Genomic DNA, 13944 nt, shown 5'->3' on the forward strand with positions numbered 1-13944 from the left:
AGCTAAAGATTCTCATGCCGGATAAGCTCTGCTTCATCATGCTGGACACCACGCAGCTCCGGACCTTCGCCGCGGTGGTCCGCGAGGGCAGCTTCGAGGCGGCGGCGCGGTCCCTGCACGTCACCCCCTCGGCCGTCAGCCAGCGGCTCAAGGCGCTTGAGCAGTCCGTCGGTCAGGTGCTCGTGCAACGGACGAAGCCGTGCCGGGCCACCGACGCGGGCCGTCCGCTGCTGCGGCTCGCCGGGCAGGTGGCCCTGCTGGAACGGGAGGCCCTGGACGCCGCCCGGCCCGCCCCCGGTGGTCCCGCGCCCACCCGGGTGACGGTCGTGGCGAACGGGGACTCGCTGGGCACCTGGTTCGTCGGCGCGCTGGCGCGACTGCCCACCGAGCTGGCGCTGCTGTTCGACGTACGCCGGGACGACGAGGACCACACGGCTGAGCTGATCCGCGACGGCACGGCGATGGCGGCCGTGACCGCGCAGCGCGAGGCCGTGCAGGGCTGCCGGGTGGAGCGGCTGGGCGCCATGCGGTACGTCGCCCTGGCAGAGACCGGCTTCGCCGCGCGCCACTTCCCCGACGGCCTCACCGAGTCCGCCCTGGCGTCGGCGCCGATGATGGCGTTCGACCGCAAGGACCAGCTCCAGCAGCGGTTCGTCCGCACCGTCACCCGGCGCCGGCTCGACCCGCCGGTCCACTACGTCCCGTCCTTCGACGGTTTCAACGAGGCGGTGCGGCTCGGGCTCGGTTGGGGGATGGTCCCGGAACGGATCGCCCGCGCCGACGTCGTCGCCGGACGCTGCGTCGCCCTCGGCGCCGGCCGCCACCTGGACCGCCCGTTGTACTGGCAGCACTGGCGGGTGGACTCCGCCACCCTGGACGCGCTGACCACCGCCGTCCGGGCGGTGGCCGGCGCCGAACTGCGCTGACCGCCCGGCGGGCTGCTGCACCGCCCTGTCCAGCGGGCTGGCGCCGCGCCGGGGGCGCACCCGCCCTGCCGCGCCGAGCCGCCCCGCGCCGTGCCGCGCCGTTAGGAAGGGCACCTTCCTATACCGGAAACGATAGGAAGGTGCCCTTCCTTACACCTCAGGCGATGGTGCAGATCGCCGCGCCGGCGGTGATGACGGCGCCGACCTCGGCCGCGAGACCGCTGACGGTGCCCGCCTTGTGGGCGTGCAGCGGCTGCTCCATCTTCATCGCCTCCAGCACCACGACAAGGTCGCCCTCGGCCACGGTGTCGCCGTCGGCGACCGCGATCTTGACGATGGTGCCCTGCATCGGGGAGGTGAGCGCGTCGCCGCTGACCGCGACGCCGGCCTTGGTCCCGCCGCCACGGCGGGCCGGCTTGCGCGCGGAGGGCGCGGCGGTGGCCGTACCCCCGCCGAGGCCGGCGGGGAGGCTGACCTCCAGCCGCTTGCCCCCGACCTCGACCACGACGGTCTCGCGCTCGGCCGGCGCGTCGGCGGGCCCGGCGGCGGTGAACGGCGCGACGGTGTTGTCGAACTCGGTCTCGATCCACCGGGTGTGCACGGTGAAGGGCTCGGCGGTGAAGGCCTCGTCCCGGACGGCCAGCCGGTGGAACGGCAGCGCGGTGGCCATGCCCTCGACGACCATCTCGTCCAGGGCGCGGCGGGCGCGCTCCAGCGCCTCGGTACGCGTCTCGCCGGTGATGATCACCTTGGCCAGCAGCGAGTCGAAGTTGCCGCCGATCACGTCGCCGGCGGAGATGCCGGTGTCGACCCGGACGCCGGGGCCGGTGGGCAGCCGCAGCGCGGTGACCGTGCCGGGGGCGGGCAGGAAGTTGCGGCCCGGGTCCTCGCCGTTGATCCGGAACTCGATCGAGTGCCCGCGCGGCGTCGGGTCCTCGGTGAACCGAAGCTGCTCGCCGTCGGCGATCCGGAACTGCTCGCGGACCAGGTCGATGCCGGCGGTCTCCTCGGTGACCGGGTGCTCGACCTGGAGGCGGGTGTTGACCTCCAGGAAGGAGATGGTGCCGTCGGCGCCGACCAGGTATTCCACCGTGCCGGCGCCGTGGTAGCCCGCCTCGCGGCAGATGGCCTTGGCGCTGTCGTGGATCTGGGCGCGCTGGGCGTCGGTGAGGAACGGCGCGGGAGCCTCCTCGACCAGCTTCTGGTGGCGGCGCTGGAGCGAGCAGTCCCGGGTGCCGACCACGATCACGTTGCCGTGCCGGTCGGCCAGCACCTGCGCCTCGACGTGGCGCGGCTTGTCCAGGTAGCGCTCGACGAAGCACTCGCCCCGGCCGAACGCGGCGACCGCCTCGCGGGTGGCCGACTCGAACAGGTGCGGGATCTCCTCCATGGTGCGGGCGACCTTGAGCCCGCGCCCGCCGCCGCCGAAGGCGGCCTTGATGGCGACCGGCAGGCCGTGGTCGACGGCGAACGCCAACACCTCGTCGGGGCCGCCGACCGGGTCGGGGGTGCCGGGCACCAGGGGCGCGCCGGCGCGCTGGGCGATGTGCCGGGCCGTGACCTTGTCGCCGAGGTCCCGGATCGCCTGCGGGGTGGGGCCGATCCAGGTCAGCCCGGCGTCGATCACGGCCTGGGCGAAGTCGGCGTTCTCGGAGAGGAAGCCGTAGCCGGGGTGGACCGCGTCGGCGTCGGCCTTCGCGGCAACCTCCAGCAGCTTGTCGATCCGCAGGTACGTGTCGGTGGCGGTGTCCCCGCCGAGCGCGTACGCCTCGTCGGCCAGCGTGGCGTGCAGGGCGTCCCGGTCGGAGTCCGCGTAGACGGCGACGCTGCCGAGGCCGGCGTCGCGACAGGCGCGGATGACGCGGACGGCGATCTCGCCGCGGTTGGCGATGAGTACCTTGCGCACCTTGCTGGCTCCTCCCGGAGGGTCACTGACCGGGAGTGTATCGGCCACCGTGGCGGCCCTAACGATCGCTCAGTGTGGGATGCCGCACTGTTCACCGCGCCCTAGTCAAATTTGCTTATTACGCTCGTCCGGTGTCTGCCACGCGAATGATGATCCTCGGGCTGGTGCGCTGGATGCAGCCCGTGCACGGCTACGACGTGCGCCGCGAGCTGCTCAGTTGGAGCGCCGACAGGTGGGCGAACGTGCAGCCCGGATCGATCTACCACGCCCTGCGCAAGCTGACCCAGGAAGGGCTGTTGCGCGAGGTGGCCACCGAGCAGGTGGGCGCCCGTCCGGCCCGCACCACGTACGAGGTGACGCCGAAGGGCGAGGAGGAGTTCGAGTCGCTGCTGCGCGGCCTGTGGTGGCAGCTGCACGAGCCGCCGGATCCGTTCGCGGCGGCGTTCTCCTTCCTGCCCGCGATGCCGCGCGAGGAGGCGGCGGCCGCCCTGCGCAACCGGGCGAACCTGCTGCGCGCCGGTGTCGAGTGGATGCGTACGTCGTTGAGTTCTGGCTGGATGCGTTCGACCAAGCCGGTGCACGTGGGGTGGATGTTCGAACTCTGGACCGCCCGCTCCGAGGCGGAGATCTCCTGGTGTGAGCGGATCGCGGAACGGATCGAGTCGGGGGTGTCGTACCTGCCCGAGGGGCTGGAGCGGGCGCAGGGCTGGGAGGGCTGGGAGGAGCAGTTGCCGCCCCGGCCGACGGAGGGCGAATAATCAACGTTGACCAAAAGAGCTATATCGCGTTAGCCTGCCCGGGGCGCCACGGGGGAAGCATGCCGTCCGGCGTCGTCTCCGAGGGACAGACAGGTGGCCGGTGGCACCGGCCCGGACGACCAGGAGCAGACATGATCGAGACCAGAGGGTTGCGGAAGTCGTTCCGCTCCCGAGAGGGTCGCCAGACGAAGACCGTCGACGCGGTACGCGGCGTCGACCTGAAGGTCACCGAGGGGGAGATCTTCGGTTTTCTCGGCCCCAACGGCGCAGGCAAGACCACCACCCTGCGGATGCTGGCCACGCTCATCGAGCCGGACGGCGGCGAGGCGACCGTCGCCGGGGCCGACCTGCGCAAGGACCCGGCCGAGGTGCGCCGCCGCATCGGCTACGTCGCCCAGGGCGGCAGCACCTGGGACGAGTCCACCGCCCGGGAGGAACTCGTCCTGCACGCCCGCATGTACGGCATCGGCAAGGCCGACGCGCACCGGCGGGCCGCCCGCGCCCTCGACGCCTTCCAGCTCACCGAGTACGCCGACCGCAAGTGCAAGACGTACTCCGGCGGTCAGCGCCGGCGGGTGGAGATCGCCCTCGGCATCATCCACGAGCCGAGCATCGTCTTCCTCGACGAGCCGACGACCGGCCTCGACCCGCAGAGCCGGGCGCACATGTGGGACGAGATCCGCCGGCTGCGGGGCGACGGCATGACCGTCTTCATCACCACCCACTACCTGGAGGAGGCCGACGCGCTCTGCGACCGGATCGCGATCATGGATCACGGCGAGGTGGTCGCGGAGGGCACCCCGACGGAGCTGAAGCGCGAGATCTCCGGCGACGTCGTACTGGTCGGGCTCGACGCGGCGGCCACCCCGCAGGCCGCGCAGCTGCTCGACGGCGAGCCGTACGTCAACAAGCTGGAGACCGCCGAGGAGGGCGGGCTGCGGCTCTACGTCGACGAGGGCGCCACCGCCATCCCGCAGATCCTGCGCCGCGTCGACACCGCCGGCCTCGGGCTCAGGTCCATCGAGCTGCACCGGCCCAGCCTCGACGACGTCTTCCTCACCAAGACCGGCCGCTCGCTGCGCGAGTCCTGAGCCCAGACCGGAGAGACCCCATGAAACTCGCCCGTGACACCTGGCTGATCTTCCAGCGCCAGCTCCAGCTACTGCTGCGCAACCCCGTCTGGGTCTTCGTCGGCGTCTTCCAGCCGGTGATGTACCTGCTGCTCTTCGCCCCGCTGCTCAAGCCGGCGCTGAACGCGCCCACCCAGGCGGAGGCCTACAAGATCTTCGTACCCGGCCTGCTGGTGCTGCTGGCCATCTTCGGTGGCCTCTTCCAGGGCTTCGGCCTGATCGCCGAGCTGCGCGCCGGGGTCATCGAACGCTCCCGGGTCACCCCGGTCAGCCGCCTCGCCCTGCTGCTCGGCCGCTCGCTGCGCGACGTGGTGTCGCTCATCGTGCAGGCGGTCATCATCACCCTGCTCGCGCTTCTGTTCGACCTGCGCGTCTCCCTCGTCGACCTGCTGCTGGCGTACCTCATGCTCGCCCTGATCGCGCTGATGACGTCGGCTGTCTCCTACGGCATCGCGCTCAAGGTCAAGAGCGAGGACGCGCTGGCCCCCCTGATGAACACCGTGGCCCAGCCGGTGCTGCTGCTCTCCGGCATCCTGCTGCCGCTGACCTTCGCCCCCGGCTGGCTCCAGGGCATCGCCGAGTGGAACCCGTTCTCCTGGGCGGTCGACGGCACCCGCGCCCTCTTCGCCGGCCAGCTCGGCGACGACAAGGTCTGGCAGGGCCTCGGCATCATCGCGCTCCTCGCCGCCGCCGGCGTCGTCTGGGCCGCCCGCCAGTTCGCCCGCAGCGTCCGCTGAGGTGTAAGAAAGGGCACCTTCCTAACGCCTGCGGTGGAGGAAGGTGCCCTTTCTAACGACGGGGGAGAGTTGCCTCTCACCACGGGCGGGGTGCCGGCCCGACGCTTGTAGCGTGAGGCCGGTGCCCCAGCTAACCCGTGACCGGCTCACCTGGCTGACCTACGCCCAGCTGGGACTGTGGGGCTTCTTCCTCTACGGCTTCGGGCCGGTCGTGCCGCTGCTCCGCGACGAACAGGGCACCTCGGCCGCCGTCGCCGGCCTGCACAGCACCGGCATCGCCGTCGGCGCGCTGGCCGGCGGGGCGCTCTTCGCACCCCTGGCCCGCCGCCTCGGCCGGGGCCGGGCGATCTGGGTCGGGCTGGCGGGCGTGGCGGCCGGCGTCGCCGCCCTGGGCGTCGTCCGCGCCCTGCCCGCCACGATCACCGCCGTAGCCGTGATCGCCACCTTCGGCATGCTGGTGATCAGCGGCGTGTCCGTGGTACTCACCGACCGGCACGGCGCCGGCGCGCCCGCCGCGCTGACCGAGGCCAACGCCGCCTGCGCCGGCGCCGGCATCCTCGCCCCGCTGGTCATCGGCGCCAGCGTCGACGCAGGATGGGGCTGGCGACCGGCGATGGCCGTCGAGGTCGGCCTGATCGCGCTGGTCGCGCTTGCCGCCGTGACTTTCCGCGTACGCCTGCCGAAGCCCGCCCCCGCTGCCGCGGCTCCCGGCTCTCCGGCTGCCGGCACTCGGGCTGCCGGCTCTCCGGCTTCCGGCGGGGTGGCCTCGGTGGGCGGCGCCCACGGGTCCGGTCGACGCCTGCCGGTGGCGTACTGGATCGCCTGGGTGCTGATGGCGGTCACCGGCTCGATCGAGGTCTGCCTGTCGCTCTGGACGGCCGACGTGCTCCGCTCGCACGCCGGGATGGCCGCCGGTGGCGCCTCGGCCGCCGTCGCCGCGATCGTCTGCGGCATGTTCGTGGGCCGGCTCGCCGGGGGCCGGCTCGCCCTGCGGTACCGGCCCGTGCCGCTGCTGCTGGCTGCGCTGGGCGTGTCGCTGGCCGGGTTCGCGCTCTTCTGGATCGCACCGGTCGGCTGGCTCGCCGTCACCGGCCTGGTCGTCCTCGGCCTCGGCAACGCCCTGCACTACCCACTGGCGATCTCGATCGCGCTCGCCGTCGCCGGGCCGGCTGCGGACCGGGCGGCCGGCTATGCGTCGTACTCGATGGGGGTGGGCTTCGGGATCGCGCCGGTTGCGCTCGGCTGGGTGGCCGACGGCGTCGGACCGCACCTGGCCTTCCTGCTGCTGCCGGCCTTCATCGCGGCGGCTGCGCTGCTCGCCGCCCGCCTGGGCCGCGCCCTGCGCCCGGCCCCCGCCGACCTCCGATCCCCGACCCCCGTCTGACGCCAGCGCCCCGCGGATCTTGGATCTCCGGCGGTTCTTGCATCTCCGGTGGATATTGCGTCCCGGTGGATATTGCGTCCCGGTGGACCTTGGGTTCCGGTGGAGCTTGGGTTCCGCTGGATCTTGGTAGGTAACGGCCCCTCCAGGGGCCGTTACCTACCAAGATCGCGATGAGGTGGGGCGTCAGTGCACTCGGGCCAGGGTGAGGCCGTCGGCGATCGGGAGCATCACCGCGTCGACGCGGACGTCGGCGAGCACCTCGTCGTTGAACGCCGCGATGGCCCGGTCGTCGGCGTTCTGCGGGGCGATCACCCGGCCACCGCGCAGCACGTTGTCGACCGCGATCACCCCACCGGGACGCATCCGGGGCACCAGCTCCGCCCAGTAGACCGGGTAACCGGTCTTGTCGGCGTCGATGAACGCGAAGTCCAGGTGGCGCTCGTGGGGCAGCTCGCGCAGCGTGTCGCCGGCCGGGCCGATCCGCAGCTCGATCCGGTCGTCCACGCCGGCGCGGGCCCAGTAACGCCGGGCGATGCCGGTGAACTCCTCGGAGATGTCGAAGCAGGTCAGCCGCCCGCCCTCCGGCAGCCCCCGGGCGATCGCCAGCGACGAGAGACCGGTGAACGTGCCCACCTCGACGGCCTGCCGCACTCCGAGCAGCCGGGTGAGGAAGGTCAGGAAGGCGGCCTGCTCCGGTGCGACCTGCATCTGCGCGTCGTTCGGCAGGACCGCGCGGGTCTCCTCGGCCAGGTCCCGCATGATCTCGTCCGGCGGCGCCCCGTGCCCGACCAGGTACGCGTGCAGTTCCGACGTGAGCGGGATCGACTTGGTGGTCATTAACGGACGCTAACCGAGCGGCTCGACCGTCTGGTTGCCGGGCGCGACCTTCGTCCACAGATCGGTGATCCGCAGGTCCAACTCGGCGAGGAGGCGGCGCAGCATCGGCAGGCTGAGCCCGATGACCGTGCTCGGATCACCCTCGATCCGCTCCACGAAGGGCCCGCCCAGACCATCGATCGTGAAGGCACCCGCCACGGCCAGCGGCTCGCCCGTACCCACGTATGTGGCGATCTCGTCGTCGTCGATGTCGGCGAAGTGCACGACGGTGGAGGCGACCGCCTCGGCCCGCCGCCCCGCCTCGACGTCGATCAGGCAGTGCCCGCTGTGCAGCACGCCGCTGCGCCCGCGCATCCGCTCCCAGCGCCGGGTGGCGTCGGCTGCGTCGGTCGGCTTGCCGAAGATCTCGCCGTCGAAGGCCAACACAGAGTCGCACCCGATCACCAGCGTCCGCTGGTCGTCGGCCGGCCGCAGCCGGGTGAGTACCGCCTGCGCCTTCATCCGGGCCAGTTCCAGGCAGAGCTCCTCGGCCCGCTCCGTCACGACGAGGGACTCGTCGACGCCGCTGACCAGCACGTCCGTCTCGATCCCGGCGGCCTGGAGAATCTTGCGGCGGGCAGGGCTGGCGGAGGCGAGCACGAGGCGGAGCGGCAAGGACTTGGGCACGTCGCCGACGTTACCGGCTGACCCGGACGACGAGGTCTCGGGTAGGACGTGTCGACCCTTCCTCGCCCGTCTCCGTCTTCCGGGGTTGCTCAGCGACTGATGCGGGGCGGCGGGTCGTCGCCACGACGACGCCGACGGGCGAGGAACGTCCACGCGCCGCCGGCCGCCACGATCACGCCGAGGGTGACCAGACCGCGAGCCGTCGCCGCGCCGTTCCCGTCGCCCGCTGGCTCCGCAACCGCCGTCGTGGTCGAGGGGGTGTGGGCCGGCACGCTCGCCGTCGCCGATCCGAAACCCAACGGCGGTACGTCAGCCGTCAACGCCGCCACCAAGTCGATGACCCCGTGGCCGTACTCGTCGTCCCGTCCCGGAGGGCCCTTGTCGATCGCTGTGGCGGTAAGCCTGTGCGCCACCTCGGAGGCAGGCAGGTACGGATACTTGGACCGGATCAACGCGACGGCCCCAGCAACGATCGCGGTAGCGCCGGAGGTTCCCGTCGCCTTGCGGTACTTGCCGTCAACACTCGTGCTGTAGATATCGACTGCCGGAGCAGCTAAATCGACTTCCGCGCCGGTTGTGGATATGGTCGCATGCTGTCCAGCTTGATTTATCCCGCCTACCGCGATTACGCCAGGTTCCCGAGCAGGGTAAGCAACGGTTCTGTCGTTCGGAATGTTACCTGCGCCAGCAACAACTACAATGTTGGACGCTAGGGCTTTCCTCACGGCCTGTGTGAGGCGTGGGCTAGTGTTTCCTCCACTGGATACGCTGATCACATCAGCGCCTTCAGAAATCGCGAACTCTATTCCTAAGGCTAGGTCGTCGGCGTCACCTAGATTGTCGGCCGATGACGACATGATCGGAAGGACTTTAGCCTTAGGGGCGATGCCGAGTGCGCCTGTGCTTGAGGACTGACCGTGCGCAGCTATCAATCCCGCCATCCCCGTACCGTGTCCATTTCTGTCCTGCCGGCCGTCGCCACTACCGCCAGGAATGATATCTGTTCCGGCAAGCAGATTTTTGCGAAGGTCGGGGTGTTCGTTGACGCCGGTGTCTGGTACGGCAACAACGATCCCTTCCCCGCGAGTTATTCTGGATCCCAACGACGCGCTTGCTCGGTCTCGTGCCGCCCGCGACGTCCGGCGGCACCGTTCGGGCCGCCCATTCCCGCCGCATTCCCGAGCGGAGTGCCTCCGATGGGGGGCATGCCCTGAGTGAGCCCAAAACCTCGGCTTCCGCCGGGTCGGGATCCCGCTCCGCCTGTCGGTGCAGTGCCCGCACCGCCACCGCCAATCAAACCCCCGATCGGATTCACTCGGCGGGGTTGATTGTGGCCCGCACTCGGTTGACCAAGCCCCATGCCAGGTACGCCCCCGATCAATCCGCCAGGTGGCATAGCGCGATTTGAAGGTGGTTGCGTCGGGTGGGCTGGGCCGCTAGCGCCTCTCAGGTTCGGGCGCCCCAAGGGGCCGTGTTGCGGCGCTGTGGCACTGGGCCGACTGATTCCTGTCGGCAGCGGAGGCGTCGCTCCGCCCCCAGCAGGTGAGTTGGGTGGTGCGGGCGGTGTGGCGGTTGGAAGGCTAGGGCCGGCTGGTGCCGGCACCAAGCCAGCGCCAGTTCCGCCCAGAATGGGACCGGTGTTCGGCGCGGTGGGGGTCTGGACAGGTCGAACAGGTCCGGACGGTGTGTGGACCGGTGGTGCGCCGGTCGACGTCGCCAGCGGTAGCGGGATGATTGGCGGGATGGTTGGCGGTGGCCCGCCGCCGTATAGATCTGCGGATCCGGGGTCGGTTCCGGGCCGTGGTGTCCTAACGGGCGGGGGTTTTTGGAGCATTACTCGGGCGTGTTGGAGTTCGCCGCTGAGGCCGTACATGATGCCGCGCGCCTGGACGTTGAGGCGTTCGAGGTCCGCGTCCGTCACCGGGCGATCCGGGACCCGGCTGCCCATGGCCGCCTTCGGGTCGGCGAGCGTCGCGTCGTACGTCTGCTTCTCCTGGACCTTGACGGCGTACGTCTCGTAGATCTTCTTCAGTTCCGTGCGGGTGGCGCTGATGGCCTGCGTGGCGGCGGAGAGCGCGGTGTAGTTGGCGCTGGCCGCGTCGTGCGTGCGCTGCACCTTGTCGATGAGCTCGTCCAGCTCGCGGACGTACGCCCGGGCCGCCTCGTTGGTCTCCGGGGGCCATGCGTCGGCGAGCCCCTTGCGGTATTCCTGGAGTCGGCTCAGGTGCATCCGGGCGAGGTCGCAGATCTTGCGCCAGCCGGCGACCTGCTTCCAGTGGTTGGTGGTGTCGTGGTCCTGGAGGCAGGCCCACATGCTGGCGACGTCCATCAGCCGCCAGTCGGTGAGGGCGGACGTGCGGCCGCCGGCGCCCCGTTCGATCATGGCAGCACCACCGGACCCTGTCCCCGGCCCTGTCCCGGCGCGGGTTCCGGCCCGGTGGGATCGGGCAGCATCGGCGGCGCGCCGCGAGGGGCTGTGGGGGCCGGGTTGGCGAGCGCCCGCTCGATGTCGGTCACGCGCGCGGCGGCGAAGGCGTCGGACCTGGTGTAGCGGGTGGCGACGGTGCCGGCGGCGACGGCCAGGTGGCCGGTGACGTCGCGGACGCCCCAGACCATGTCGGCGGTGGCCTGCTGGGTCTCGTGGTGCGCGCGCAGGAAGTCGACCAGCTCGATGAACGCGTCGGCCGGGTTGGGCACCGGTGCTGTCAGGTCCGCGGCGATGTACGACAGGTGCGGGTCGTAGTTGCGTTCCACTTCGGCCTGGAGCTTGTCGGCGAACTCGCGGAGCTGGCGGATGTCGGCCTCGATGCCGCCGTAGCCGCGGAGCCAGGACGCTGGACCGTCCTCCTCGGGGATCATCGGCCCTCCCTGTCTGTCACTGCACCGTTTCCCTGAGTGAGGTTAATGGGTTCCCGGGGGTGTCGGCAGCCCCGCCCCGGCACACACCGGCCACCCTGCGGGTGTGCAGGGGCACCGAGCTGCGGTGATCCGTGCGGAAAAGGTCAGCGGGGCAGACCGGACGCCCGCCAGGCGCCGGGGCCGGCGACCGCCGCCGCGACGGGCCGGCCGGAGCGCGCCCAGGCGGACGCGGCGACCGGAGGGGCCGCGGCAGCCGGGCGGGACCGTACGACGATCGCGCCCACCAGCGCGGCCAGTTCCTCGGCGGTGGGGACCCCACGGACGACCCGGAACAGCGGCTCTTCGGCAGACATGGCGTCAGCGTACGCGTCGGAGTGGCTGACCTGAACCACGCAGTGGCGTGCCGGCGGTGTGAGCGTCGTCGGCTCCGGGTACCGTCTGGGCGATGTCGAACGCGCTGCCCCAACTCGTCGCTGACCGATACCGGCTCCTCTCGCCGCTCGGTCAGGGCGGCATGGGTCGGGTGTGGAAGGCGCGCGACGAGGTGCTGCACCGGGACGTGGCGATCAAGGAGCTCGTCCCGCCGCCCAGCCTCACCGACGAGGAGCGCCGCGAGATGCGGGAACGCTCACTGCGTGAGGCCCGGGCGATCGCCCGGCTCAACCACATCAACGTGGTCCGCATCTTCGACGTGCTGCGTACCGACGGCGACCCGTGGATCGTCATGGAGTACGTGGCGTCGAAGTCGTTGCAGGACACCCTCGCCGAGGACGGCCCGGTGACGCCGGCGCGTGCCGTGGAGATCGGCCTGGGCGTGCTGGCCGCGCTGAAGTCGGCACACAAGGCCGGCGTGATGCACCGCGACGTCAAGCCCGGCAACGTGCTGCTCGGCGACGACGGCCGGGTGGTGCTGACCGATTTCGGCCTCGCCACGATTCCCGGCGACCCGAACGTGACGCGCACGGGCATGGTGCTGGGGTCGCCCGCGTACATCTCGCCGGAGCGGGCCCGCGAGGGCACCGCCGGGCCGGAGGCCGACCTCTGGTCGCTGGGCGCCACCCTCTACGCGGCGGTCGAGGGCAAGTCGCCGTACGCGCGGCCGTCGGCGATCGCCACCCTGGCGGCGCTCGCCACCGAGCCGATGCCGCCGCCGAAGAACGCCGGGCCGCTCAAGCCGGTGCTCAACGGTCTGCTGCGCAAGGACCCGAAGGAGCGGATCACCGCCGAGGTGGCGGAGAAGCTGCTGCGCCGGGCCGGCGGCAAGCGCACCCGCACGATTCCGCTCCTCGACGGCGTACGCCGGCCGGGGCCGAACGGGCCGCGTGAGCCGCGCCCGCCGCTGGTGCCGGCGCCGCGACCGGCCGAGGGCGGGCCCGACAAGCTGGTCAGCCCGCCGGCGCCGCGCGCGCCGCTGGCGGCTGCCGCCGGTGCCGCCGCGGCGTCCACCGCCGAGGACGCGACGGCGGCGCTCTCCTCGGACTCCGTGCCGACCGCGAAGGTCGGGTCCTCCACCTCGGACGCTGCCCCGACGGCGAAGGTCGACCCGCCGAAGCCCGCGCTCGACGACACGAAGGCCGAGCCGGTGGTCCCGGCACCCGGCAGGCCGGCGAACCCCACCTCGGTGATGCCCGCGCCGGTCAGCCCGCCGTCCGGCCGGGCGACGGTCGTGGCGTCCGACGGTACGAAGCCGAACAACACCCGGCGCAACGTGCTGATCGGCGTGCTGGTGGCGCTGCTGCTGATCGGCCTGGTGGTGATCGTGCCGATGCTGACCAGCGGCGACGGTGGGGACGGCGGCGGCACCCCGCAGGCCGACCCGACCGGCGCGGCGACCTCGCAGGGGCAGCCGCCGCAGTCCTCCGCGCCGGCCCCGCCCACGAGCGCCGCGCCGAGCCCGACGCCGTCGGCCACCCCGTCGCCGACCCCGGACGCGCTGCCGGCAGGCTGGAAGCTGCACAAGGACCCGGGCGGCTTCACGGTGCCGATCCCCGCGAACTGGGTGCGCCGCAGCGGCGGAACCGACACCGTCATCTTTGACGAGCCCGGCGGCGTGGGCGAGCTGCTGGTTCAGTGGACCAGCAGGCCGCAGCCGGACGCGCTGGCCGACTGGAAGCAGAAAGAACCGGATCGCAAGAAGCGCGTGAACGACTACCAGTACGTCGACATCACGAGCTGCGACGGCTTCTGGAAGACCTGCGCGGACTGGGAGTGGCTGGAGACCCGCGACGGCACGCGGATCCACGTCCGCAACCGGGGCTTTGTCACGGCCAAGAATCGCGGTTACGCCCTGCGCTGGGAGGTCGCCGCGAAGGACTGGCAGGCCAAGCTGGCCGACTTCGACCGGATCGCCAAGGGCTTCGTGCCCGACCGCAAGGACTGACCCGCGGGATTCGCGCCCGTTGCGAGATCGACTCGCATGACCTTCCGCCGTACGGGGTATCTGACCTTCACGACGGAAGGGAGGGTACGACATGGGTTACCGATTGAGGGACGCCCGGCCCCGAGTGGCACTGTGGATGCTCGTGGCCCTCGGCGACATCGTCCTGCTGCTCGCCGCCGCCGGCCTGCCGCTGCTGTTCGCGCTGCTCAGCGTCGTGACCGTCACCCTCGCCGGGGTGGGCGTCCGGCGCTTCGCCCGGCGCAACGCGCTCGCCCGCGAGAACGCGGCTACCGTGCCCGTGGCGGCCCGACGGCAGGTCTGACGCCCGCGAGAGCGGCGTGGCGGCAGCCGGACCAGTTGT

13 protein-coding genes are annotated in these 13944 nt (G+C 71.7%); 7 read left to right on the forward strand and 6 right to left on the reverse strand.

Translation table 11 applies throughout. The features are described from left to right. Positions 1 to 38 precede the first annotated feature (38 nt). Positions 39 to 926 carry a LysR family transcriptional regulator ArgP gene (locus tag EV374_RS08465; RefSeq protein WP_132233958.1) on the forward strand — a complete coding sequence of 296 codons (888 nt, stop codon included), beginning with the start codon at positions 39 to 41 and terminating at the stop codon, positions 924 to 926. Positions 927 to 1083: 157 nt separating this feature from the next. Here EV374_RS08465 and EV374_RS08470 read toward each other — a convergent pair whose 3' ends face one another. Beyond that, positions 1084 to 2832 carry an ATP-binding protein gene (locus EV374_RS08470; protein ID WP_132233308.1) on the reverse strand — a complete coding sequence of 583 codons (1749 nt, stop codon included), beginning with the start codon at positions 2830 to 2832 and terminating at the stop codon, positions 1084 to 1086. A 146-nt stretch (positions 2833 to 2978) separates the two neighbouring features. On the opposite strand from EV374_RS08470, the gene EV374_RS08475 reads away from it, so the two are divergent. From EV374_RS08475 to EV374_RS08490, 4 genes are all read left to right on the forward strand, one after another. Beyond that, positions 2979 to 3590 carry a PadR family transcriptional regulator gene (locus tag EV374_RS08475; RefSeq protein ID WP_132233960.1) on the forward strand — a complete coding sequence of 204 codons (612 nt, stop codon included), beginning with the start codon at positions 2979 to 2981 and terminating at the stop codon, positions 3588 to 3590. Positions 3591 to 3721: 131 nt separating this feature from the next. Further along, the gene (locus EV374_RS08480) at positions 3722 to 4681 is read left to right on the forward strand and encodes an ATP-binding cassette domain-containing protein (protein ID WP_132233310.1); all 960 of its coding nucleotides are present in this window, start codon (positions 3722 to 3724) and stop codon (positions 4679 to 4681) included. A 20-nt stretch (positions 4682 to 4701) separates the two neighbouring features. Then, on the forward strand, positions 4702 to 5457 hold the full coding sequence (locus EV374_RS08485) for an ABC transporter permease (protein ID WP_132233312.1): 756 nt from the start codon (positions 4702 to 4704) through the stop codon (positions 5455 to 5457). A 121-nt stretch (positions 5458 to 5578) separates the two neighbouring features. Further along, on the forward strand, positions 5579 to 6841 hold the full coding sequence (locus tag EV374_RS08490) for an MFS transporter (RefSeq protein WP_132233314.1): 1263 nt from the start codon (positions 5579 to 5581) through the stop codon (positions 6839 to 6841). A gap of 183 nt (positions 6842 to 7024) precedes the next feature. Here EV374_RS08490 and EV374_RS08495 read toward each other — a convergent pair whose 3' ends face one another. The 5 genes from EV374_RS08495 to EV374_RS08515 form a co-directional block, all read right to left on the reverse strand. Next, complete coding sequence (locus EV374_RS08495; protein WP_132233316.1) at positions 7025 to 7678, reverse strand: O-methyltransferase; 654 nt, start codon at positions 7676 to 7678, stop codon at positions 7025 to 7027. Positions 7679 to 7687: 9 nt separating this feature from the next. After that, complete coding sequence (locus EV374_RS08500) at positions 7688 to 8344, reverse strand: Maf-like protein (protein WP_132233318.1); 657 nt, start codon at positions 8342 to 8344, stop codon at positions 7688 to 7690. 89 nt (positions 8345 to 8433) lie between these two features. After that, positions 8434 to 9447, reverse strand: a complete 1014-nt coding sequence (locus EV374_RS08505; protein ID WP_132233320.1) for a S8 family serine peptidase — start codon at positions 9445 to 9447, stop codon at positions 8434 to 8436. A gap of 1276 nt (positions 9448 to 10723) precedes the next feature. After that, positions 10724 to 11203, reverse strand: coding sequence for a hypothetical protein (locus EV374_RS08510; protein WP_132233322.1), 480 nt, complete (start codon positions 11201 to 11203; stop codon positions 10724 to 10726). A gap of 143 nt (positions 11204 to 11346) precedes the next feature. After that, positions 11347 to 11556, reverse strand: coding sequence for an acyl-CoA carboxylase epsilon subunit (locus EV374_RS08515; protein WP_132233324.1), 210 nt, complete (start codon positions 11554 to 11556; stop codon positions 11347 to 11349). 92 nt (positions 11557 to 11648) lie between these two features. Here EV374_RS08515 and EV374_RS08520 point away from each other — a divergent pair, with 92 nt between their 5' ends. After that, a complete protein-coding gene (locus tag EV374_RS08520) occupies positions 11649 to 13583 on the forward strand; it encodes a serine/threonine-protein kinase (protein WP_132233326.1) in 1935 nt (644 codons plus the stop codon). A 91-nt stretch (positions 13584 to 13674) separates the two neighbouring features. Then, a complete protein-coding gene (locus EV374_RS08525) occupies positions 13675 to 13905 on the forward strand; it encodes a hypothetical protein (protein WP_132233328.1) in 231 nt (76 codons plus the stop codon). Positions 13906 to 13944: the final 39 nt, after the last annotated feature.

This window comes from Micromonospora sp. CNZ303, from assembly GCF_004345505.1.